Genomic DNA, 22,501 nt, shown 5'->3' with positions numbered 1-22,501 from the left:
CGCGGATCGTGATTCCCTTCTGTCTGGGAGGATAGATCATGTCAGCACCATTGCCGTCGGCGCTCCGGACGCGGTTTCAGCGATATATCGAGGAGGGTTTAAGCGGTCGGGCGGCGGCGCTGCGGCTGAAACTCTCGCCGGCGACCGGAGCACGTTGGGGCCGGGCGATCAGGACCAGGGGGCATGCCGAACCATTGCCCCAGGGACGTCCCAAAGGGCATGGAAAGCTTGCCCCGCACCGGGCCTTTTTCGAGGAACTGCTCGCACAGGATCCCGACATCACGCTGTTCGAACTCAGGGACGCGCTGGTCGCAGCGGAAGGCGTTCGTGTCCATCACTCGTCCATTGCCAGTCTGCTGTCGCGGCTTGGGTTCACCTATAAAAAAAGTCGCTGGTGGCCGCCGAACGCCGCGGTGCCAGGGTAAGACAGCGGCGAACCGACTGGTTCGAGCATCGCTTGCCAGCCATCGCGGATCGGCCGGAACGCGTGGTTTTCATAGACGAGACCTCGGTGAAGACCAATCTCACCCGCCTGCGGGGACGTGCCCTGCGCGGCACACGCCTGACCATGGATGCGCCCTTCGGCAGCTGGGGAACACAGACCCTGATCGCCGGGCTCACACCGGATGCCCTGATTGCGCCCTGGTGCATCCGGGGCGCAATGGACGGCCCCGCCTTCGCAGCCTGGGTTCGCGAGGTCCTGATCCCGGAGATCGAGCCGGGAACCGTGGTGATCCTCGACAACCTTGCCACCCACCACAACAAGCAGGCTGCTGAGGCTCTGCGTGCCCATCGCTGCTGGTTTCTCTATCTGCCGCCATATTCGCCGGACCTGAACCCCATCGAAATGGCATTCGCAAAACTCAAGGCGCACCTGCGCAGGATCGGGGCAAGAACATTTACCGACGTCTTCAAGGCCATCGGCGAATGTTGGAACTACTTCAAGGCCGCAGGATATGTCGCAGGTTAAAACAGAAATGCTTTAGGGCGTGTTAACACTTGATCATATCGACGATGAGAACGAAGTTCAGGAATGCCCGGAACAAAAATCCATGGCTACACCATGGGCTCCAGTGATCGTACGATGCCCGAATTTGCCGAAGCTCTCGACAGCCCGCCGGCTCCCTATGACACAGGTGACGGTACTCCCTCCCCGATGCCGGAGCGGTTAGTGGAACTTGCCAACTATCTGGAATCCATTCAGGCGCAGTAACAGCATCTGAATCAGGCTGGCGCGGATTAAACATCCCGGCGCGATGCCGGTCCGATCACGGTCGATGTAGAGTATGTCGCCCGCATGGGAAGGCAGGTCGTGCCAGTTCGGTCAGCCTTTCCGCAAGCCCCGAACGAACCGGAAGATCGCGTAGCCTGCCGCGACGACATAGAGGAAACTGCCGATGAACATGATGCCATAGACGGCGGCGAAGAGATCGCGGTCCAGTTCGTAGCTATGAGGTTCGAGAGTCGCGGAGTAGATGAACATCGAGATGAGATAGCCGATGGCATAGCCCAGCAGCCCACATGCCGGAACAAGCACGACCAGCCCGACGAGAAGGAGCGCGATTTTCTTCAGCATGGCGTGCCTCACTGGAAATCCGTCAGATGATCGAGTGAGAACCTGTCGGAACCGCTCTCGCAGATGTGCCAGTCCTTCTCGGCATTGGACTCGTCGTGACGACCGTGGCACCAGCCCCGTTCGTTCAGCGCCAGCCCGTAGATGATCATCGCCTTGCAGGCGACGACGACCTCGACGTCGCGGCTCGGGTTCCTGAGGCAGAGATCGCCGGCATCATGGTGAAGTTCCTTCAGCCGATCATCGCTCTCGGTCGCTTCATCGAAAAGCGGTTCATCAGCCTGGGCCGGCAGGTGACAACCGGCCGCTGCGATCATCGACATGAGGCCAAGTGTGGTCAGGCGCAATGGGACCTCCTCTTCATTCGAAAAAGTCGCATATGTCGCGCTTCATATCACAATCGGGCCTTCGCCGACACAACCCTGCCATTTGCACGCCGCCTTGGGCAGTTTGCGGCCGATGGCACCTGTCGGCCTGCCGGAGGGTTCGGCAGCGGGGGCGGTTCCGGATTGTCCCCCGTCAGTGCCCTTGGAACAGCCGAGTTGATTTTGTAACGGAAGGCTTCTGGCCTATCGCAACCACCGAGACGTGACGATGAGACAGAAACCCGGAACAGCGAAGCCGACGGCGGAGTTGTTGGTTAACGGCATCTAGGGGTCGGTCAGAGACAGGCCAATGCCGCGCGGCATCTGATATGACTGCTGTCCTATCGTGATTTTTCCTTTCGCGCTGCTCCGATCGGCGCCAGACTTGCGCCGGTAATCTGCGCGCCATTCGCCAGCCTTTCGATGAAATCGCGCGAGGCGCGGGCCCAGGCTGCTTTCTCCAATGCCTGCGCAATCTTCGGGCGCACAGCCTCATAGGGCAGCACCTGCCCCGGTGCGATTGCGTTCAGTCGGATGATGTGCCAGCCATGGCGCGACAGGATCGGGACCGGCGTAGTCTGACCATCGGACAAACCGCGCAGGGCCGTCTCGAACTCAGGCACGGTGTCGCCGGGGCCAAGCTGGCCCAGATGGCCACCCTGAGCCTTTGAATTGCAATCGCTTTCGCGCGCAGCTGCGGCAAAGGTCTTTGCGTCACCGTCCAGCCGCGCCAGCACGGCCTTGGCCCGGGCGCCGGCCATCGCAGTCTCCGCTTCGTCACGCGGATCGCAGGCACACAGGATATGCGACACATCCCACAGGGGTGCCGACCTGAACCGGGCCGGGTCCTGGTCCTTGGCCCACTCTGCCTGAACCTCTGAATCCGTGACCGGCGCAATCGTCAGCGCCTCGTCCAGAAGGGTGCGGATCAGCGCTTCATCCTCGGTCTCGACGCGACCGGGGGCCAGTTCCTCGGGATTGGGCGTCAACTGACGGGAATGGGCTTCCTGCAACAGCAGGGTGCGGATCGCCATCGCCTGCGCCGCCTTGCGCCAGGCGATGCCGGGTTTGTCCCTGGGGGCGATGTGGTTCTGAGCCTCGGCGGCGATGGCCGCCGAGGGAATGGTCTCGCCGTTCACGACGACATCGGGGAACAGGGCCATGTTCATCGCGATCACTCCGCCGGTGAGGTTATGGTGGGGCCGGATTTGCCTTGCCGGGTGTCATGGGCACGGCGGCGTTCCTCCAGCGGACGACGACGGCGCGAGCGCACGATCTGATAGCCGGGCCGCGTCAGCAGAAAGCGGAAGGGCGCAGCAAAGCCGGACCAGATATGCACCAGCCGGGTAAAGGGAAACAGCATGGTGATGATCAGCCCAAGGAATATGTGCAGCTTGAACAGCCAATGCACGTCCACGACCGTAACCCAGGCATTCACGTTCCAGGTGACCACGCTTTGCGACCATTCCATGAAGCGGATCATTTCGGCCCCGTCCATGTGCTGAAGCGACTGCGTGATGGTCAAAAGGCCGATGGCAAGCTGCATCCAGATCAGGATCATGATCAGGATATCCATCGTGGTGGATGTGGCGCGGATGCGCGGATCGGTCAGCCGGCGGTGGATCAGCATGGTGCCGCCGACAAGCGCGGCAAGCCCCGCCGGCCCGCCGATCAGGACCGCCATCCACTGCTTGAGGCCGTAGGGAACCCCAAGCGCATCCAGTATCCAGACCGGTGTGAACAGCCCGACAAGATGGCCGAAGAATACAGTCAGGATACCGACATGGAACAGGATTGACCCCCAGATCAGTTGCTTGCGGCGCAAAAGCTGGCTGGATGAGCTTTTCCAGGTAAATGGATCGCGTTCATAGCGCACGATGGACCCAACCAGAAACACCGTCAGCGCGACATAGGGCATGACTCCGAAGATGACAAAGTTGATGTCGAAATTGCCGAACATGTCATGCGCTCCTGTTCAGGGGTGTGGGCTTGTCCATAAGAGCCAGCATATCGCGGACCTGCGGGCAGCCGGCGTTCGGATCCGGACCGAAGGTCACTTCGGTTTCCTCCCAGACGGCATCCAGCGCGATCAGGTCGGTCGGGTCGTCGTCAGGCTGTTCCAGCAGGCCTGTCACGGCCTCCAGATCGGCCTGCGTGCCTGCCAGCTGGGAAAGCGCGGCGAATGTGGCATCATACCCGCTCTCGCGCCGCCCCAGGCGCTTGGAAAGCGCGTCGAAGATATGGGCCGCATCCGCCAAGATTTCCTGCACTTCGGCGAAGGGACGCGTCGACAGGAATTCCAGAAGCACCGGCAAGTGGTCGGGCAGTTCGGTGGTGGCAGGCTCAAAACCCGCCGCCCGGTAAGTTTCGATCAGGCTGACCATCGCGCCACCCCGGTCACGGCTTTCGCCATGAACATGTTCAAAAAGGTTCAGCGACAGCGTGCGTGACCGGTCAAAGAGCATCACATAGCCTTCCTGAACATCGAACAGATCGCCCTGCTCCAGGTCATTGGCCAGCCGTTGCAGCGCCGCGCGGGTCTGCGCTGACAACCGGGGGTCGGCGGCCAGAACGGCCCCGATCTCGGGCATGGCCTGTTGCAGTTCTGCCGTCGGATAGCTGAGCATCAGCGACAGCGCCTTGAGTGTGCGGTCCATCATCAGAATGACTCCAGTGGAAGGGCAAAGGATTTCTTCTTGCCGCCGAACAGGCTCGTCTTGCCCTGCTCGCCGGTGGAACATCCGTTGCCGTCGGTAAAGCCGCAGCCACCACGGATGTCGGCCCCTGCCTCGTTTTGTTCACGATGCGCAGTGGGGATCGCGAAGCGGTCCTCGTAATCGGCGATGGCCATGATCTTGTACATGTCCTCGATCATCCGGCCCGACATACCCACACGGGCGGCGATGCCTTCGTCACGCACGCCATCCACGGTCAGTGCCCGCATGTAGAGGCGCATCGCCGACATGCGTTCCAGCGCGTCAACGATGGGTTCCTCATCCCCCGCCGTCAGCATGTTGGCCAGAAACTGCACCGGTATGCGCAAGCTGCGTACGTCGGGCATCTGGTCGCTCATCGCAATCTGACCGGCCTGTGCCGCGTTCTGGATCGGCGACAGCGGGGGGATGTACCAGACCATCGGCAGCGTGCGATATTCCGGATGCAATGGGAAAGCGACCTTCCATTCCATCGCCATTTTCCAGATCGGACTGATCTTGGCGGCTTCGATCCAGTCCTCTGGCACGCCATCGCGACGGGCAGCGGCGATCACCTCGGGGTCATTCGGGTCAAGGAACACATCCAGCTGCGCCCCATAAAGATCGGTCTCGCGCTCGCTGCTTGCCGCCGCCTCAATCTTGTCGGCGTCATAGAGGATCACACCCAGATACCGGATGCGCCCGACGCAAGTCTCCGAACAGACCGTCGGCTGACCGGATTCGATGCGCGGATAGCAGAAGGTGCACTTCTCGGATTTGCCGGTATTCCAGTTGTAATAGACCTTCTTGTAGGGGCAGCCCGAAATGCACATCCGCCAGCCCCGGCACTTTTCCTGATCAATCAGGACAATGCCGTCTTCCTCGCGCTTGTAGATCGCGCCGGATGGGCAAGAGGCGGAACAGGTCGGGTTCAGGCAATGCTCGCACAGGCGCGGCAGATACATCATGAAGGTATTTTCATACTCTCCATAGATCTGCTTCTGGATGTTCTCGAAGTTGTAGTCCTTGGACCGCTTCGAGAATTCACCCCCCAGGATTTCCTCCCAGTTCGGCCCCTTCTCGATTTTTTCCATCCGCTCGCCGGTGATCCTGGACAGGGCGCGCGCGGTGGGAAAGGCGCTCATGTCGGGCGCGGATTTCAGGTGGTCATAGTCGAAATCGAAAGGCTCGTAGTAATCGTCGATTTCAGGCAGGTCGGGGTTGGCGAAAATATTCGCCAGAATCCGCCACTTGGACCCCTGCCTGGGGTGCAGCTTGCCCGACTTCGACCGCGTCCAGCCCCCGTTCCAGCGCTTCTGGTTTTCCCAGTCGGTCGGATAGCCGGTGCCGGGCTTGGTCTCGACGTTGTTGAACCAAGCGTATTCCACACCTTCGCGGCTGGTCCAGACGTTCTTGCAGGTGACGGAACAGGTGTGACACCCGATACATTTGTCCAGGTTCAGAACCTTGCCGATTTGTGCACGAACTTTCATTCCGCAACCTCCGCCTTCTGGACTGCCGGCGTGTCCAGCCAGTCAACCTTTTTCATTTTCCGCACGATGACAAATTCGTCACGGTTGCTGCCCACGGTGCCGTAGTAGTTGAACCCATAGGACAATTGCGCATAGCCGCCGATCATGTGCGTAGGTTTCAGCGTGGTGCGGGTAACCGAATTGTGGATGCCGCCGCGATTGCCGGTTTTTTCGGATCCCGGCGTGTTCACGATTTTTTCTTGCGCATGATACATGAAAAGTGTGCCCTGCTTGATCCGCTGGGACACCACCACCCGCGCGGTCAGTGCGCCGTTGACGTTGTAGGCCTCGACCCAGTCGTTATCGACAAGGCCCGCCTTCTGGGCGTCGATCTCGGACATCCAGACCACCGGCCCGCCCCGGTTGAGCGTCAGCATCAGAAGGTTGTCGGTATAGGTGCTGTGGATGCCCCATTTCTGGTGCGGCGTGATGAAGTTCAGCACGACATGCGGGTTGCCCTCGGCCGCGTCGTTGTTGACGGCCTTGGTGATGGTTTTCAGGTCCACCGGAGGGCGGTAGCTGACGAAGCCTTCGCCAAAGGCCCGCATCCAGAGGTGATCCTGATAGAGCTGCTGGCGGCCCGTCAGGGTGCGCCACGGAATCAACTCATGCAGGTTGGTGTAGCCGGCGTTGTAGCAGACCGTTTCGCTTTCAATCCCCGACCAGGTAGGCGAGGAGATGATCTTGCGCGGTTGCGCCGCGATGTCGTGGAAGCGGATCTTGGTATGGTGGGCCCCTTCGGCCAGATGGGCGTGGGGGCGACCAGTGGGTTTCTCCAGTTCCTGCCACGCCTTGACGGCGACTTCGCCGTTGGTTTCGGGTGCCAGCATCAGGATCATCTCGGCCGCGTCAATCGCGGTATCCAGTCGGGCCAGGCCATGCGAAACGCCTTCCTCTCGCACAACGCCGTTCAGCTCGCGCAGATGCCCGACCTCGACCTTCGTATCCCAATTGATGCCCTTGCCACCGTTGCCGAGTTTCTCCAGCAGAGGCCCGACCGAGGTGAACTTCTTGTAAAGATTAGGATAGTCCCGCTCGACCGCAACATAGTTCGGCGCAGTCTTGCCGGGGATCAGGTCACATTCGCCTTTCTTCCAGTCGCGGACATGCGCCTGTGCCAGTTCACCGGGAGTGTCATGCAACAGCGGCAACTGGACAATATCCGTCTCGACCCCAAGCACTTCGGGGGCCACTTCGCTGAACTTCCGGGCAATCGACTTGAAGATCTCCCAGTCGGACTTGCTTTCATAGGCCGGGTCCACCGCCGCCTGAAGCGGGTGAATGAACGGATGCATGTCGGACGTGTTCAGGTCATCCTTTTCGTACCAGCTCGCGGTGGGCAGGACGATGTCGGAATAGACGCAAGTGGTGGACATCCGGAAGTCGATGGTCACCAGCAGATCAAGCTTGCCCTGCGGCGCCTCGTCATGCCAGACGGCCTCTTTCGGCTTCGCGCCGCCTTCCTCGCCCAGCTCCTTGCCCAGCACGCCGTGCTGGGTGCCCAAAAGGTGCTTTAGGAAATATTCATGCCCCTTCCCGCTCGACCCCAGAAGATTCGACCGCCAGACAAACAGGTTGCGCGGCCAGTTTTCCGGGGCATCCGGGTCTTCGCAGGACATTTGCAGCGCGCCGGATTTCAGCTGTTCCGCAACATAGGCCGGAATGGCCTTGCCAGCTGCCTTCGCAGCCTTGGACACGTCCAGCGGATTGGTTTTCAGTTGCGGTGCCGAGGGTAGCCAGCCCATCCGCTCGGCCCGGATATTGTAGTCGATCAGGGAAATGTCCCAGTCGCCTTTGGGCGCGGTGGGCGAAAGGATCTCATCCGCGCGCAGCGTCTCATAGCGCCACTGGTCGGTATGGGCATACCAGCACGACGTCGAATTCATCTGTCGCGGCGGCCGGTTCCAGTCCAGCGCAAAGGCCAACGGAGTCCAGCCGGTCTGCGGGCGCAGCTTTTCTTGTCCCACATAGTGCGACCAGCCGCCGCCCTCCTGGCCGATGCAGCCGCACATCACCAGCATGTTGATGATGGCGCGATAGGCCATGTCCATGTGGTACCAGTGGTTCAGGCCGGCGCCGAGGATGACCATGGACTTGCCGCGTGTCTTTTCGGCATTGCCTGCGAATTCCCGGGCGACGGCAATGATCTTTTCCCGATCAACGCCGGTAATCTTTTCGGCCCAGGCCGGGGTGTAAGGGCAGTCGTCGTTGAAGTCCTTCGACACCCATTTGCCGCCAAGGCCACGGTCAAGCCCGTAATTGGCGCAGAGCAGGTCAAACACCGTTGCAACCAGCGCCTGCGTGCCGTCGGCCAGAGTCACGTGCCGCACCGGGATGTTGCGGGTCAGCACTTCGGGGTGATCGCACTTCACGAAATCGCCTGTCGCAACCCCACCGAAATAGGGGAAATCGACGCCCACAACCTCGTCATGGTGTTCTTCAAGAATCTGGCTCAGCCGCAGCTGCGCCGTCGCCCCATTGGCGCGCTGTTCAAGGTTCCACTTGCCTTCCTCACCCCAGCGGAAACCGATCGATCCGTTGGGCGCCACGACCTGATTTGACGCTTCGTCAAAAGCCACCGTCTTCCAGTCGGGGTTGTTGGCTTCACCAAGACCTCCGGCGCAATCCTCGGCCCGCAGCATACGGCCGGGAACGAGGCGACCGTCCCTGTCCTCCAGACGAACAAGCATCGGCATGTCGGTGTATTTGCGGGCGTAGTCCTCGAAGTATTCGGCCTGCCGGTCCAGATGGAATTCGCGCAGGATCACATGGCCCATGGCCATCGCCAGCGCCGCATCGGTGCCAGCCTGCGGGTTCAGCCAGATGTCGCCGAACTTGGCCGCTTCGGAATAATCGGGGCTGACGACCGCGGATTTGGTGCCGCGATAGCGGACCTCGGTATAGAAATGGGCGTCGGGCGTGCGGGTTTGCGGCACATTTGAGCCCCAGAGCATCAGAAAGCCCGCGTTGTACCAGTCCGCGCTTTCCGGCACGTCGGTCTGTTCGCCCCAGGTCTGCGGGGATGCCGGCGGCAGGTCGCAATACCAGTCGTAAAAGGACATGCAGGTACCGCCCAGAAGACTGAGATACCGCGATCCAGCCGCATAGCTGACCATCGACATAGCCGGGATGGGCGAGAAACCGAAGACGCGGTCAGGCCCATAAGTCTTCGCTGTATAGGCGTTGGCCGCGGCAATGATCTCTGTCGCCTCGTCCCAGGTCGCACGCACGAAGCCACCCTTGCCGCGTGTCCTGGTGTAAGACGCGCGCAGTTCGGGATCATTCTGGATGGCGGCCCAGGCGGCCACCGGAGTCATCGTGGGACGCATCTTGCGCCAGGCCCGCATCAGCGCTCCACGGATCAGCGGGTTCTTCACGCGGTTGGCGGAATACAGATACCAGCTGTAGGACGCCCCCCGCGCACAGCCCCGCGGCTCATGGTTGGGCAGGCCCGCCCGGGTACGCGGATAGTCGGTCTGCTGCGTTTCCCAGGTTACGATGCCCGACTTGACGTAAATCTTCCACGAACAGGACCCGGTGCAGTTCACCCCGTGGGTCGATCGCACGATCTTGTCGTGCCGCCATCGGTTTCTATAGACATCTTCCCAATCTCGGTTCTCGCGCGTGGTCTGGCCCCAGCCATCCGAGAATTGCTCAAGCTCTTTGCTTTGGAAGAAGTTCAGTCTGTCGAGCAGGTGGCTCATCATGGCTTCCTTTCGTTATTCTGCAGGGTGGGTGGCGGCGATGGCACGGCCGCGCTCGATATCATGGAGAAGCCCGCCCGGACGCGTATAAACAGCCCAGGTGATGGCAAGGCACAGAAGATAGAAGGCCAGGAACAGCCACAGCGCGCCGATCGGGCTTCCGGTCATGGCGATGGAGGAGCCATAGGCCTTGGGGATGAAGAACCCGCCATAGGCCCCGATGGCGCTGGTGAAGGCGACGATCCCGCCCGATTCCATGGCAATCTGGCGGGTACGGTCCGTGCCGGTCAGCTGCGGCATGAGGCGGGGCACTTCCCGGCCCATGATCATGGGGATCATCTGGAAGGTCGAGGCGTTGCCGACCCCGGTAAAGAAAAACAGCGCCATGAAGCCCGCAAAAAAGCCCGCAAAGCTGCCCGCCTGAAGGGAAAGGATCACGCCAAGGACCGAGACGGTCATGCCGACGAAGACCCAAAAGGTGACGCGCCCGCCGCCGAATTTATCGGAAACCCAGCCCGTGCCGGCGCGGGACAACGCACCGATAAGCGGCCCGAGGAAGACGTATTGCAGAGAGTCGATATCCGGAAAGGCGATCCGGCTGAGCAGCGGGAAGCCCGCCGAGTAGCCGATGAAGCTGCCGAACGTGCCGATGTAGAGGACGCACATCAGCCAATTATGTGTGCGGCCAAAGATTACCGACTGCTGGGCAAAGCTGGCCTTCGCATCTGCGATGTCGTTCATCCCCAGCCATGCGGCGATGGTCGAGATCATAATGAACGGCACCCAGACAAAGCCCGCGTTCTGCATCCAGAGCTCGCTGCCGTCGGTCAATGCTTGCGGTGCCCCGCCCATGGCACCGAAGACACCCATCGAGATGACCAGCGGCACCAGGAACTGCATCACGCTGACGCCAAGATTGCCAAGACCTGCGTTCAGCGCCAGCGCGTTGCCCTTTTCGGCCTTGGGGAAGAAGTAACCGATATTGGCCATGGATGAGGCGAAGTTGGCCCCGCCAAGGCCGCACAAGAGGGCCAGCACAAGGAAGATGAAGTAGGGGGTGTCAAGGTTCTGCACGGCATAGCCGATGCCAATGGCGGGAAGCATCAGCGATGCGGTGGACAGCGTCGTCCAAAGTCTGCCACCGAAGATCGGCACCATAAAACCATAGAATATCCGCAGCGTCGCCCCTGACAGCGCAGGAACTGCGGCCAGCCAGAACAGCTGCTCGGACGTGAAGGCAAAGCCGATCAGCGGCAGCTTCGCCACGACCATCGACCAGACCATCCAGACCGAGAAGGCCAGAAGCAGCGCCGGAATCGACAGCCACAGGTTGCGCCGCGCGACGGTCCGGCCCTTTCCGGCCCAGAACTGTGGATCTTCCGGACGCCAGTCCTCCAGCACGCGCGGCATGGCGGTGCGTTCCGGATGGTGGATCGACTGCATCTCGGGCAGTTGTGGCAGGCGGTCCAGCACCTCACCATGTGCGGCGCGTTCCATCACGCGAATCGACAGGTGCATCCAGGTCAGCGCAATGGCGACCAGCACGAACAGCAGCACAAAGCACGATGTATAAATGCCCGTCAGGTCCAGAAGCGCACCGAAGGCGATGGGCAGGACAAAGCCGCCCAGGCCGCCGATCATGCCCACAAGACCCCCGACCGCACCCACATTTTTTGGATAATAGACCGGGATGTGCTTGAACACCGCGGCCTTCCCAAGGCTCATGAAGAAACCAAGCGCAAAGAGCGTGGCGATGAAGGGCCACAGGCCCATGCTGGTAGAAAAGGCGATGACGCCATCCTTGCCCTGGATGACATAGTCGGTGGGCGGATAGGACAGCATGAACAGGAACAGCATGGAAAAGCCAAAGGTCCAGTACATGACGGACCGCGCCCCGAACTTGTCCGACAGAAGCCCGCCATAGGCTCGAAATAGGCTGGCGGACAGGCTGAAGGTCGCGGCCGCCATGCCGGCCGTGCGCACGTCAACGCCATAGACGTCGATCAGGTAATGCGGCAGCCACAGCGCAAGCGCCACGAAAGCACCAAACACGAAAAAATAGTAGAGCGAGAAACGCCAGACCTGCAGTTTCTTCAGCGGCGCGAACTGTTGCGCAAAGCCGGGTGCCCTGGCCCCCGTCCTGCGTCGCTCGACCAGCATCGGGTCGTCCTTGGCAAAGACGAAGAAGATCACGCCCATCAGGGCAAGCGCGGCAGCCCAGATATTGGCCACCCCTTGCCAGCCATAGGCCACCATCACGAAAGGGGCGACAAACTTGGTCACAGCCGCGCCGATATTGCCCGCCCCAAAGATGCCCAACGCCGCGCCCTGGTGGCCCGCGTCATACCAGCGGCTGACATAGGCCACGCCGATGATGAACGACCCTCCCGCCAGGCCCACGCCCAAAGCCGCGACCAGATACATGATGTACGTATCGGCAAAGGTCAGGGCCCAGGTCGCCATTGCCGCAAGCAGCATCTGGCCCGAGAACACCAGACGTCCGCCGTATTTCTCGGTCCAGACACCCAGAAATATCCGGGTCAGCGATCCCGTCAGGACCGGAGTGGCGACCAGCAGGCCGAACTGGGTGTCGTTCAGACCCAACTCGCCTTTGATGGCCACCCCGATGATGGAAAAGATCGTCCAGACCGCGAAACAGGTGGTGAAGGCGATTGTGCTCAGGCTCAAGGCTCGCGTCTGATCAGCGCGTGAGACTGTGACGGCAGATTGCATGACAGAGAGCTCCGGCAAGAATGGCGTGGTCACCCGGGAAGGGATCGCAAGCAGACGTACTGACGGAACGGACCATAAATATTGATCTAGATCACACTGAGACCGCGATCGTAGCGAAATAAATGACCCAACAAAATTTGTTGTCGCAGCCTCATTGCCACATCAATCTGTTGCTTTTGGCAATCAATTGATGACTTGACAAAAATCAAATGATGCGGTGATCTGACAACCTATGCGGAGTGCAGGGACATGCCACAGGCACAGTATCCGGAGATTCGGGCCCTCTGCCTGTTTGCAGGAATGACGGAGGCAAATTTTCAATCGCTCATGCGCGGTGCCTATGTGCATAATTTCCCTCCGCAGATCGAATTGATCGGCGAAGGTGAACCCAGCGACTTTCTGCACATCGTCCTGTCCGGCTCTGTCGATCTGTTTTCAACATGGAACGGTCGCGACACCAGCCTCGCGACCGTGCGGCCGATCTCGACCTTCATTCTGGCGGCAACGATCAAAAACGCCCCCTATCTGATGTCTGCAAGAACGCTGGAAAAAAGCCGGATCGTCCTGATCCCCAGCCAGGACGTACGCGCCGTCTTCGATGTAGACGGCAATTTCGCCCGGGCGATAGTGACGGAACTCGCGCAGTGTTATCGCTCGGTCATCAAGGCACAGAAGGATCTCAAGCTTCGGACCTCGCTCGAACGGCTGGCAAACCATCTTCTGCGTCATCAGAAGCGTGCTGGCGGAGGAGGTTCCTTCGAGCTGGATTTCGAAAAGCGCCGTCTCGCCTCGGTCCTGGGCATGACCGCCGAGAATCTCAGCCGGGCCTTCAAGGGCCTTCAGCCATACGGTGTCACTGTCGAGGGACCGCGCATTTACATTGACGATCAGGCCGATCTGGAGAGGTTCGCAAAACCGACCCCCCTCATCGATGATCACTCGATTTGATTGTAAGGATAGCGGGCTGACCTCAGCCCGCAGCGGGTGCGCTGCGATCAGCTGCAAATACAGGGCCAGACCTGCCGCAAGGCGCGGAAGCGGCAACCGAAGGAGTGCGGCGGTTTAGGGTCCATCCCTATAAGTTTCACAAGCAGAAGATGATGATCGCGGCCAGGATGACGGCGTTGAAGAAGATGCCGCCGCATCGCTCATACACGCCAGTCTTTCAGGCGACCGATGCGATTCTCGATGCGGTCGCGCTTGCGATAAGGGCGCTTGCTGTATCTGGCGGGTTTTCTGCGCTTCTTGCCTCGGGTGGGATGCAGGGGCGCATCCCGCGGTCCTTGAGGTCGTCGCGCAGCCAATCGGCATCATAAGTCTTGTTACCCGGGAAGCGCTTCATTTTCGGCAAATGACGCAGCAACACAAGGGCACCGCGGCTGTCGGCCTTCTTGCCGGGGAAGAGAAAGAAGTCCAGCGGTCGCCCTTTGTTGTCGCTGAGTATGCGCAGCCTTGCAGTCGTCGGATCGCGCTCGGCCCTGCACCTTGGGAAAGAAAAGCGAAGTCGCCGCATCTGCTGCGCGCTTAGCCGGAAGTATCGCTTGTTACGCATGCTCATGACCAGCGCGAACCCCTTAGCACGCTGGTCATGAAACAGAGATTAATAAGGGATGGCACCTAGATAAAGGTCAGCCCGATCGAGATGATGATCCCCGACAGCACCAGATGCAGCGTGCAGAAGCCCATGATGTCCTTGGCCCGCAGCCCGGCGATACCAAGGATGGGCAGCGCCCAGAACGGCTGCACCATGTTCGTCCAGCTGTCGCCCCAGGCGACCGCCATCGAGGCCCGCGCGGCATCCACCCCAAGTGCCTCGGCCGCGGGCAGGATCACCGGCGCCTGGATCGCCCATTGCCCCCCGCCCGACGGCACGAAGAAGTTGACGATCCCCGCGCTGATGAAGGTCCAGAACGGGAAGGTCTCGGCCGAGGCGAACGAGATCATCGCCAGCGAGATCGTCTCGGCCAGCCCCGAATTCAGCATGATCGCCATGATCCCCGCATAGAAGGGAAACTGGATGACGATGCCCGCGCCGCCCTTGACGCCCTCGTTCAGGCTGGCCAGCAGCCGGCGCGGCGTGCCATGCAGCAGGATCGCGATGAACAGGAACAGGAAGTTCACGATGTTCAGCGTCAGCGTGCCCGCGTTCAGGAAATATTGGAACAGGAAGGCCAGGCCCGACACCCCGATCAGCAAGCTGAGCACGCGGCTGTTCTCCATCCGCTCGGCAGGGGTGCTGGGGGTGATCTCGGGCAGTTCGGGCTCGGCCAGAAGGGCGGGATCGACCAGCACCTGCTCGTCCTTCTTGGGCAGCATCATCCGGTTAACCAGCGGCACGGCGATGAACAGCCCCACCACGATGAACAAGTTGTAGCCTGCGAAGATCGTGCGATCGGTGGGAATGACGCCGATCATGGATTCGAACGGGTGACCCACCGTGGCGATGGCCAGCGGCACGGAACCGGCCAGCCCGCCATGCCAGACGATGAAACCCGAATAGGCCGAAGCGACCAGCAGCCGGTAATCGACCCGCACCTTGCGCGCGATGGCCTTGGCGAACAGCGCGCCCACGACCAGCCCGAAGCCCCAGTTGATCCAGCTTGCCGCCAGCGAGACATAGCTGACCAGCAGGATCGCCGCACCGGGAGAGTTCGCCAGATCCGCCAGTCGTTCCAGGATGCGTCGCACCAGCGGCGTCGAGGCCATCATGTAGCCGGTGACCAGCACCAGCAACATCTGCATGGAAAACGACAGCAGTTCCCAGAAGCCCGCACCCCACATGGCGATCACGGCAAGGGGACCCTGCCCCTCGATGCCGATCGCGGCGATCATCACCACCATCGTCAGCAGCACCACGAAGATATAGGGGTCGGGCAACCACCGATCGACCAGCCTGACCAGCGGTCGGGAAATGACGTTAAGCATGCTTGCACTCCTCGTTGATCCGTCCCGGAGAGATTTGCCGCGATCATCCCGACTGTCCACCGGGAAAGGCCCCGTGCGGCGCCCTGCCCTCCTGCCTGCCCTGACAGGTCAGGTGACGTATGAAAATCAGGGTTGCGGCGAAAACCGGCTGTCCATGACAGTCATGTATTGCCCGAGGTTGTGCAATCGTGTCACAGTTCCGTGAATAATACCGGTCAAGAGAGACACGGGAGTAATGCTGCCATGACAGCGATCATCGACTTTCTGAATACGGTCTTCTGGAGCTACATTCTGATCTATGGCCTGCTGGCGGTGGGTGTCTATTTCACCATCCGGCTGCGTTTCCAGCAGATCCTGCATTTCGGCGAGATGATCCGCTCGATCTCGGCGGCGCCCGAGACCGACCGGCAGGGGATCTCGCCCTTTCAGGCGCTGTGCACCAGCCTTGCCTCGCGGGTGGGCACCGGCAATATCGCTGGGGTCGCAGTGGCGCTGGTCCTTGGCGGACCCGGGGCGATCTTCTGGATGTGGATGGTGGCACTGGTCGGCATGGCCACGGCCTATTCGGAATCGACGCTGGCGCAGCTCTACAAGGTCAGGGATACCAGTTCGGCCGATGCCGTCTATCGCGGCGGTCCAGCCTTTTATATCGCGCGGGGGCTGGGTCTGCCCTGGCTGGGCGGGATCTTCTCGATCTGCCTGATCCTGTCCTTCGGGCTGGTCTTCAACGCGGTACAAGCCAATTCAATCGCCGATGCGATGGTCGGCGCCTTCGGCATACCCAAGCTGGTCACCGGCCTGGGGCTGGCCGCGCTGACCGCCATCGTGATCTTCGGCGGTATCCGCCAGATCGCCGTGGTGGCCGAGAAGGTCGTTCCCTTCATGGCGGGGGTCTATCTGCTGGTCGCGCTGATTGTCGTGGCCATGAACCTTGGCGAGGTGCCCACGATGCTGTGGCACATCATCGCCAATGCCTTCGGCCTGGTCGAGGCCGCGGGCGGCATCACCGGCGGCGTCATGGCCGCGATGCTGAACGGGGTGAAGCGCGGGCTGTTCTCGAACGAGGCCGGGATGGGCTCGGCCCCGAACATCGCGGCGGCAGCGACGCCCAACCCGCATCATCCCTCCAGCCAGGGCTTCGTGCAGGCCTTCGGCGTCTTCATCGACACGATCCTGATCTGCACCTGCACCGCGCTGATGATCCTGCTGTCGGGCGTCTATGTGCCCGGCGGGGAACTGACCGGCACCCAGTTGACCCAATCGGCGCTGGCCGACCATATCGGCGTGATCGGTCCATGGTTCGTGGCGGTCGCGATCTTCTTCTTCGCCTTTACCTCGATCATCGGCAACTACGCCTATTCCGAGATGGCGCTGGCCTTTCTGGGCGTCGGCAACAGGGCCGGGCTGACGACATTGCGCCTGCTGGTGCTGGTCATGGTGATCTGGGGTGCGCTTCAGGCGGTGACGACCGTGTTCGATCTGGCCGATGCCTCGATGGGACTGATGGCGACGATCAACCTGATCGCGATCATGGCGCTGTCGGGCACGGTGGTCGCGCTGACCCGCAACTATTTCGAGCAGCGCAAGGCCGGCGCCGTGCCGCGCTTTCATGTGAAGGATCACCCCGGGATGGCGAAAGGCGTCGATCCCGAGATCTGGAACTGAGGCGCCATCACATTTCACGCCCCGCTTCCGTTGCCGATACTCACCGGCAACGGGATTGCGGGACAGAGGGCCGGTAATCTTTTTCCGAAAGCCCCATGCGACCGGCCCATCTGGTCACGTCCCGGCGACGGCACAAGTCTTCCGGGTACCGCCGATCCACCCTTAACACGCGGCAGCAGATTGAAAGATATGATGATTGGGGTGGATCTGGCAGACCATGTTTTCCAGATCCACCCCAATCACCTCAGATCCTCTGGCAACAGCGCATCGGGGAAGTTCTGGTAGCTGACGGGTCGCAGGAATCTGCGGATGGCCATGGTGCCCACGGATGTCGCGCCGAAATTGGTGCTGGCGGGGTATGGACCACCATGAACCATGGCGTCGCAGACCTCGACCCCTGTCGGAAAGCCGTTGACCAGCACCCGGCCCGCCTTGCGTTCCAGTACCGGCAGCAAGCGTTGCGCAACGGACAGATCGGCATCATCCATGTGAAGCGTGGCAGTCAGCTGGCCCTCGAACCCCCTGGCCAGTCGCTCCATCTCGTCCACGTCGCGGACCCGGACGATCAGGCCCAGAGGGCCGAAGACCTCTTCGCCAAGCTCATGGTCCTGAAGCCAGGCTTCCGCCGTGGTCTCATAAAGGTTCGGACGGGCCTGGCGATCCGTGCTGTCGGTGGTCAGGATCGGCTTTACCGCATTGCGGTCGTCGAAGCGGGCCTTGCCATCGCGATAGGCCTTCGCGATACCGGGGGTCAGCATCACCTGCGGAGCGACCTCGGCCAGCGCGTTTTCGGCGGCTTTGGTAAAGCGGTCGACATCGGCGCCGTCCAACACCACGGCAATGCCGGGATTGGTGCAGAACTGACCCGCACCCATGGTCAGCGATCCGGCCCAGCCGCTGCCGATCGTGTCGGCCCGCGCCGCCATCGCGGCAGGCAGCAGGAACATGGGGTTGACCGAGCCCAGCTCGCCAAAGAACGGGATCGGCTCGGGGCGCTGTGCGCAAAGGTTGAACAGCGCCCGGCCCCCTGCAAGGCTGCCGGTGAAGCCCACCGCCTTGATCCGTGGATGCTGGACCAGCGCGGTTCCGACATCCCGTCTGCCGCCCTGAATCAGGCTGAATACGCCGGGATGGAGGTTGCAGGTCCTGATTGCGGCATCAATGGCTTCCGCCACTATTTCGCCGGTGCCCGGATGGGCGGAATGGCCCTTGACCACGACCGGGCATCCGGCGGCCAATGCGGCAGCCGTGTCGCCGCCCGCGGTCGAGAAAGCCAGCGGGAAGTTCGAGGCACCGAAGACCGCCACGGGACCGATCGGTCGCTCCAGCAGCCGGATATCGGGACGCGGCATGGGCTGGCGGTCTGGCAGGGCGCGATCATGGCGGCGGTCGAGATAGTCGCCCTTGCGGATATGATCTGCGAACAGGCGCAACTGGCCCACGGTGCGGCCGCGTTCGCCCTGCAGCCGCGCTTCGGGCAGGCCGGTTTCCTGGCTGCCGATTTCGGTGATCGCCTCGGCGCGAGCCTCGATCTCGTCGGCGATGGCGTCGAGGAAGCGGGCGCGGTCTGCACGACTGGAATAGGCGAAGGACCAGAATGCATCCTCTGCCGCCTCGCAGGCGCGATTCACCAGATCGACCGTGCCGACCCAGAACTCATGCGTCGGGCCGTGGGCCGGTTCGCTGCTGAAACGCTGATCGGTGGCGACCCACTCGCCTGCGATCAAGTGCTTGCCATGCGGAGTGAAAGTCATGAAAAATCCTTTCAGATCGTGCCGGACCGATGCGTCGCAGACAATTGCGCTGCGCTCGGCCCGCTTATGATTGTGGTAAAGGTCGTCCCGAAACCGGCAGCGGATGGGCTGCCATGCTGTTGCTATCGTCCGGTGCGGGCACGCCAGTCCTCGTATTTCTTCAGGTTTTCATCCCTGGTCGCCGGATAGAGGCCGATGATCGCCGCGCCCGCCTGAACCTCTGCCAGAACAAAATCCTCGTAACTTTCCATGCCGGTGCATTCATCGGCGATCTCGTCGGCCAGATGCGCCGGGATCACCATCACCCCGTCCTTGTCGCCGACCATCACATCGCCCGGAAAAACCGGCGCATCGCCGCAAGAGATCGGGACATTGATGTCCAGCGCCTCGTGATGGGTCAGGTTGGTGGGCGCCGAGGGCTTCGCGAAATAGGCGGGCATGTCCAGCTTGCCGATGCCTTCCGCGTCGCGCATTCCCGCATCGGTCACCACCCCCGCCGCGCCGCGCAACGCCAGCCGGGTGATCAGGATCGAGCCGGCCGTGGCCGCGCGGGCATCCTTGCGGCCATCCATCACCAGCACATGGCCGGCCGGGCAGGTCTCGATGGCGACGCGCTGCGGGTGATCCGGATTGCGAAAGACCGTAAGCGGGTTGCGATCCTCGCGCGCGGGGATATAGCGCAGGGTGAAGGCGGGACCGACCATGTTCTCATCCTTTGGCGCGACCGGCACGACACCCTGGATGAACTGGTTGCGCAGCCCGCGCTTGAACAGGGCGGTCGCGATCGAGGCGGTCGAGACCTGCTTCAGCTTTGTGCGGGTGTCGTCGGAAAGGGTATGGTTGCTCATCTGGGCCTCACTTCAGAACATGGGTTTTCAGGAAAGCATCAAGCCGATCCTGCTGCGATGGGTTCAGCGGCCAGGCCGAGGGCGGGCGGGTCGGGCCGCAGTCCAGACCCATTCCCAGAAGGGCCGCCTTGACCCCGGTGACATTGGCACCGTTCATCTCCTCGGCGCGAATGTCTTCGAACACGCGCATCTTCGCGATCAGGGCGTTGGCCCCGGCATAATCGCTTTCCTCAAGTGCCGCGTGGATTGCCACGGACATCTCGGGCCAGACATTGATCAACCCCGATGTGAAACCGCGCGCGCCAACCGCATAAAGCGCGGGCGCCCAGACCTCGGCCAACCCGCCGACCCAGGTGATCGAAGGGTCGGAAGCGGCTATTGCCTCGGCCAGTTTCAGCGGATTTGGAGTGGCCCATTTGACGCCCCGAACCTCGGGCAGTGAGACCAGATCCACGATTGCATTCGTGCCGATGGCGTCATTACGCAGATAGACCATCATCGGCAGCCCGCCCGACGCATCGGCCACGGCCTTGAGGTAATCGACAATACCACGCGGTGCCACGAAGGGATCGGGGGGCTGATGGACCATCAGCGCCGCAGCCCCGGCATCGGCCGAGGCGCGGGCCAGCCGCTGTGCATCGCGGATCCCCCGCCCGACGCCCGCCAGCAGCGGCGCACGACCGGCGACCAGCCCGGCCACCTCTTGCACCATCGTCACGGCTTCGTCGGTCGTCAGGGCATAGAATTCGCCGGTATTGCCGTTCACGACGGGCATGTGCACGCCCGCGCCAAGCGCACGGTCGAGAATGGGGGCAAGGCGTGCCGGGTCTATTTCCCCGTCCTTGTCATAAGGCGTCACGAGAATACCCGAGATACCGCCCAGTGCCTTTCCAAGAATGTCTTCAGTCATTGCCTCGCCTCAGAAAATGTCGGGTTCACCGGCAGCGCGACCGAAATCGTGCTGAAGGAAATCGAAATCGCAGCCCGTATCGGCCTGCGTCACATGCTTCGAGAACATCCAGCCCCAGCCCCGTTCGAAACGCGGCTCTGGCGGCTGCCATGCCTCGCGGCGGCGGACGATTTCGGCTTCATCGACCAGCATGTCGAGCCGACGCAGCGGCAGGTCGAGCCTGACGATATCGCCGGTCCGCAACAGCGCCAGCGGCCCGCCAACATAGGCTTCCGGCGCGACATGCAGCACACAGGCCCCGTAGGATGTCCCCGACATCCGCGCATCGGATATGCGCAGCATGTCGCGATGGCCCTGCCGGATCAACGCCTTGGGAATGGGCAGCATCCCCCATTCCGGAAAGCCCGGCCCGCCCAGAGGCCCGGCATTGCGCAGCACCAGCACATGGTCGGGGGTGACGTCCAGATTATCGTCGTCAATGGCCGCCTTCATCTCGGGATAGCTGTCAAAGACCAGCGCGGGGCCTTCGTGAACATGATATTTCGGATCGCATGCGGCTGGTTTGATCACCGCACCATCGGGGCAAAGATTACCGCGCAGCACCGCCAGCGAGCCTTCCTTATAGATCGGGTTCGACAGCGGGCGGATCACGTCGTCGTTCCAGACCCTCGCCCCTTCAAGGTTTTCGCCCATCGTCCGCCCGGTTACGGTCAGACAGGACAGGTCCAGCCTGTCGCGCAATTGCACCATCAATGCGCGCAACCCGCCCGCATAGTGGAAATCTTCCATCAGGTAGTCCTTGCCCGAGGGGCGGACATTGGCGATCAGTGGCGTGTCGCGGCCAAGTTCGTCCAACGCGTCAAGCGACAGGTCCACCCCCGCACGACGCGCCATCGCCACCAGATGCACCACCGCATTGGTCGAACAGCCCGTCGCCATGGCGACGATGGCGGCGTTGCGCACCGAGGCATCAGTCACGATCCGGTCGGGGGTCAGGTCCTCCCAGACCATATCGACAATGCGGCGGCCGCAATCCGCGCTCATCCTCTGGTGGCCGGAATCGACCGCTGGGATCGAGGACGCGCCCGGCAGCGTCAAGCCCATCGCGTCGGTGATCGCGGTCATCGTCGAGGCGGTGCCCATCGTCATGCACACACCCGCCGAACGGGCGATACCGCCCTGCAAGTCTTCCCATTCCTTCTCATCGATATTACCGGCGCGGCGTTCGTCCCAGTATTTCCACGCGTCGGATCCCGAACCGAGATGCTGACCGCGATAGTTTCCGCGCAACATCGGTCCGGCGGGCAGATAGATCATCGGCACGCCTGCGGTAATCGCCCCCATGACCAGACCCGGCGTGGTCTTGTCGCAGCCACCCATCAGTACCACCCCGTCAAAGGGGTGCGAACGGATCATCTCTTCCACTTCCATCGCCAGCATGTTGCGATAAAGCATCGAGGTGGGCTTGGTGAAGCTTTCGTCCACAGACAGCGAGGGCATTTCGACAGCAAAGCCTCCCGCCATCTGAATGCCGCGCTTCACGTCCTTTGCGCGTTCGCGGAAATGCGAATGGCAGGAGTTGATCTCGGACCAGGTGTTCAGGATCCCGATCAGCGGGCGCCCCATGAACTCTTCGGGTGAATAGCCGAGCTGCATCAACCGCGATCGATGGCCAAAGCTGCGCAGGTCGTCCGGTGCAAACCAGCGAGCCGAACGCAATTGGGAAGGTTGCTTGCGGACAGGTCGTGTCATCTTGTCTCCGTTGGATCGGGGCGCTGCCATGGCGGTGGGCCGGTCGT

General features: G+C 61.7%; 18 protein-coding genes. 4 read left to right on the top strand and 14 right to left on the bottom strand.

What is annotated here, in order from left to right:
- Window positions 1-38: 38 nt before the first annotated feature.
- Window positions 39-970 (top strand): IS630 family transposase gene (locus JHW40_RS19875; protein WP_272849113.1). Its coding sequence is split into 2 segments (ribosomal slippage): window positions 39-380 and window positions 383-970, totalling 930 coding nucleotides; the frame shifts between segments, so codons are not numbered across the junction.
- Between the two features lie 63 nt (window positions 971-1,033).
- Window positions 1,034-1,213: a hypothetical protein gene (locus JHW40_RS19870; RefSeq protein WP_272849112.1), complete on the top strand. Its 180-nt coding sequence runs from the start codon at window positions 1,034-1,036 to the stop codon at window positions 1,211-1,213.
- A 111-nt stretch (window positions 1,214-1,324) separates the two neighbouring features.
- Here the strand turns inward: JHW40_RS19870 and JHW40_RS19865 are convergent, their stop codons facing one another.
- The 8 genes from JHW40_RS19865 to JHW40_RS19830 all read right to left on the bottom strand — a co-directional run bounded on the left by JHW40_RS19865 (window position 1,325) and on the right by JHW40_RS19830 (window position 12,600).
- Complete coding sequence (locus JHW40_RS19865) at window positions 1,325-1,576, bottom strand: hypothetical protein (protein WP_090610421.1); 252 nt, start codon at window positions 1,574-1,576, stop codon at window positions 1,325-1,327.
- 8 nt (window positions 1,577-1,584) lie between these two features.
- The gene (locus JHW40_RS19860; RefSeq protein WP_139208101.1) at window positions 1,585-1,920 is read right to left on the bottom strand and encodes a hypothetical protein; all 336 of its coding nucleotides are present in this window, start codon (window positions 1,918-1,920) and stop codon (window positions 1,585-1,587) included.
- Window positions 1,921-2,279: 359 nt separating this feature from the next.
- Window positions 2,280-3,107, bottom strand: a complete 828-nt coding sequence (locus JHW40_RS19855) for a peptidylprolyl isomerase (protein WP_090610587.1) — start codon at window positions 3,105-3,107, stop codon at window positions 2,280-2,282.
- Between the two features lie 5 nt (window positions 3,108-3,112).
- Complete coding sequence (narI, locus tag JHW40_RS19850) at window positions 3,113-3,898, bottom strand: respiratory nitrate reductase subunit gamma (protein ID WP_090610423.1); 786 nt, start codon at window positions 3,896-3,898, stop codon at window positions 3,113-3,115.
- A gap of 1 nt (window position 3,899) precedes the next feature.
- On the bottom strand, window positions 3,900-4,595 hold the full coding sequence (gene narJ / locus JHW40_RS19845) for a nitrate reductase molybdenum cofactor assembly chaperone (protein ID WP_090610588.1): 696 nt from the start codon (window positions 4,593-4,595) through the stop codon (window positions 3,900-3,902).
- 2 nt (window positions 4,596-4,597) lie between these two features.
- Window positions 4,598-6,124, bottom strand: coding sequence for a nitrate reductase subunit beta (gene narH / locus JHW40_RS19840; RefSeq protein WP_090610424.1), 1,527 nt, complete (start codon window positions 6,122-6,124; stop codon window positions 4,598-4,600).
- The gene (locus JHW40_RS19835) at window positions 6,121-9,867 is read right to left on the bottom strand and encodes a nitrate reductase subunit alpha (protein ID WP_090610425.1); all 3,747 of its coding nucleotides are present in this window, start codon (window positions 9,865-9,867) and stop codon (window positions 6,121-6,123) included. The genes narH and JHW40_RS19835 overlap by 4 nt, the downstream gene beginning before the upstream one ends.
- 15 nt (window positions 9,868-9,882) lie before the next feature.
- Entirely contained in the window at window positions 9,883-12,600 is a 2,718-nt protein-coding gene (locus tag JHW40_RS19830; protein ID WP_090610426.1) for a nitrate/nitrite transporter, read from the bottom strand.
- A 249-nt stretch (window positions 12,601-12,849) separates the two neighbouring features.
- Here JHW40_RS19830 and JHW40_RS19825 point away from each other — a divergent pair, with 249 nt between their 5' ends.
- Complete coding sequence (locus JHW40_RS19825) at window positions 12,850-13,548, top strand: cyclic nucleotide-binding domain-containing protein (RefSeq protein ID WP_090610427.1); 699 nt, start codon at window positions 12,850-12,852, stop codon at window positions 13,546-13,548.
- Window positions 13,549-13,765: 217 nt separating this feature from the next.
- On the opposite strand, the gene JHW40_RS19820 is transcribed toward JHW40_RS19825, so the two are convergent.
- Both JHW40_RS19820 and JHW40_RS19815 read right to left on the bottom strand, forming a co-directional pair.
- Window positions 13,766-14,158, bottom strand: coding sequence for a hypothetical protein (locus tag JHW40_RS19820; protein ID WP_139208102.1), 393 nt, complete (start codon window positions 14,156-14,158; stop codon window positions 13,766-13,768).
- Window positions 14,159-14,217: 59 nt separating this feature from the next.
- Entirely contained in the window at window positions 14,218-15,525 is a 1,308-nt protein-coding gene (locus JHW40_RS19815) for a short-chain fatty acid transporter (RefSeq protein ID WP_090610429.1), read from the bottom strand.
- 243 nt (window positions 15,526-15,768) lie between these two features.
- Between JHW40_RS19815 and JHW40_RS19810 the strand changes: the two genes are divergently transcribed.
- Entirely contained in the window at window positions 15,769-17,190 is a 1,422-nt protein-coding gene (locus JHW40_RS19810; RefSeq protein WP_090610430.1) for an alanine/glycine:cation symporter family protein, read from the top strand.
- Window positions 17,191-17,429: 239 nt separating this feature from the next.
- On the opposite strand, the gene JHW40_RS19805 is transcribed toward JHW40_RS19810, so the two are convergent.
- The 4 genes from JHW40_RS19805 to araD form a co-directional block, all read right to left on the bottom strand.
- Complete coding sequence (locus JHW40_RS19805; protein ID WP_090610431.1) at window positions 17,430-18,944, bottom strand: aldehyde dehydrogenase (NADP(+)); 1,515 nt, start codon at window positions 18,942-18,944, stop codon at window positions 17,430-17,432.
- 122 nt (window positions 18,945-19,066) lie between these two features.
- Window positions 19,067-19,792, bottom strand: coding sequence for a ribonuclease activity regulator RraA (locus JHW40_RS19800; RefSeq protein WP_090610432.1), 726 nt, complete (start codon window positions 19,790-19,792; stop codon window positions 19,067-19,069).
- Window positions 19,793-19,799: 7 nt separating this feature from the next.
- Window positions 19,800-20,702: a dihydrodipicolinate synthase family protein gene (locus JHW40_RS19795; RefSeq protein ID WP_090610433.1), complete on the bottom strand. Its 903-nt coding sequence runs from the start codon at window positions 20,700-20,702 to the stop codon at window positions 19,800-19,802.
- 9 nt (window positions 20,703-20,711) lie between these two features.
- A complete protein-coding gene (gene araD, locus JHW40_RS19790) occupies window positions 20,712-22,454 on the bottom strand; it encodes an L-arabinonate dehydratase (RefSeq protein WP_090610589.1) in 1,743 nt (580 codons plus the stop codon).
- Window positions 22,455-22,501 lie beyond the last annotated feature (47 nt).

This window comes from Paracoccus alcaliphilus, assembly GCF_028553725.1.
GTDB lineage: Bacteria > Pseudomonadota > Alphaproteobacteria > Rhodobacterales > Rhodobacteraceae > Paracoccus > Paracoccus alcaliphilus.
The sequence above is the reverse complement of the archived record's forward strand: the minus strand, read 5'-3'. Positions and strand labels throughout refer to the sequence as shown.

Bases quoted from the DNA above. Each gene is read 5' to 3' on its own strand.
- JHW40_RS19795 (WP_090610433.1), bottom strand. From the start codon at position 20,702: ATGACTGAAGACATTCTTGGAAAGGCACTGGGCGGTATCTCGGGTATT.
- JHW40_RS19800 (WP_090610432.1), bottom strand. From the start codon at position 19,792: ATGAGCAACCATACCCTTTCCGACGACACCCGCACAAAGCTGAAGCAG.
- araD (WP_090610589.1), bottom strand. From the start codon at position 22,454: ATGACACGACCTGTCCGCAAGCAACCTTCCCAATTGCGTTCGGCTCGC.
- JHW40_RS19855 (WP_090610587.1), bottom strand. From the start codon at position 3,107: ATGAACATGGCCCTGTTCCCCGATGTCGTCGTGAACGGCGAGACCATT.
- JHW40_RS19830 (WP_090610426.1), bottom strand. From the start codon at position 12,600: ATGCAATCTGCCGTCACAGTCTCACGCGCTGATCAGACGCGAGCCTTG.
- JHW40_RS19820 (WP_139208102.1), bottom strand. From the start codon at position 14,158: ATGAGCATGCGTAACAAGCGATACTTCCGGCTAAGCGCGCAGCAGATG.
- JHW40_RS19865 (WP_090610421.1), bottom strand. From the start codon at position 1,576: ATGCTGAAGAAAATCGCGCTCCTTCTCGTCGGGCTGGTCGTGCTTGTT.
- JHW40_RS19815 (WP_090610429.1), bottom strand. From the start codon at position 15,525: ATGCTTAACGTCATTTCCCGACCGCTGGTCAGGCTGGTCGATCGGTGG.
- narI (WP_090610423.1), bottom strand. From the start codon at position 3,898: ATGTTCGGCAATTTCGACATCAACTTTGTCATCTTCGGAGTCATGCCC.
- JHW40_RS19810 (WP_090610430.1), top strand. From the start codon at position 15,769: ATGACAGCGATCATCGACTTTCTGAATACGGTCTTCTGGAGCTACATT.
- narJ (WP_090610588.1), bottom strand. From the start codon at position 4,595: ATGGACCGCACACTCAAGGCGCTGTCGCTGATGCTCAGCTATCCGACG.
- JHW40_RS19805 (WP_090610431.1), bottom strand. From the start codon at position 18,944: ATGACTTTCACTCCGCATGGCAAGCACTTGATCGCAGGCGAGTGGGTC.
- JHW40_RS19835 (WP_090610425.1), bottom strand. From the start codon at position 9,867: ATGAGCCACCTGCTCGACAGACTGAACTTCTTCCAAAGCAAAGAGCTT.
- JHW40_RS19825 (WP_090610427.1), top strand. From the start codon at position 12,850: ATGCCACAGGCACAGTATCCGGAGATTCGGGCCCTCTGCCTGTTTGCA.
- JHW40_RS19870 (WP_272849112.1), top strand. From the start codon at position 1,034: ATGCCCGGAACAAAAATCCATGGCTACACCATGGGCTCCAGTGATCGT.
- narH (WP_090610424.1), bottom strand. From the start codon at position 6,124: ATGAAAGTTCGTGCACAAATCGGCAAGGTTCTGAACCTGGACAAATGT.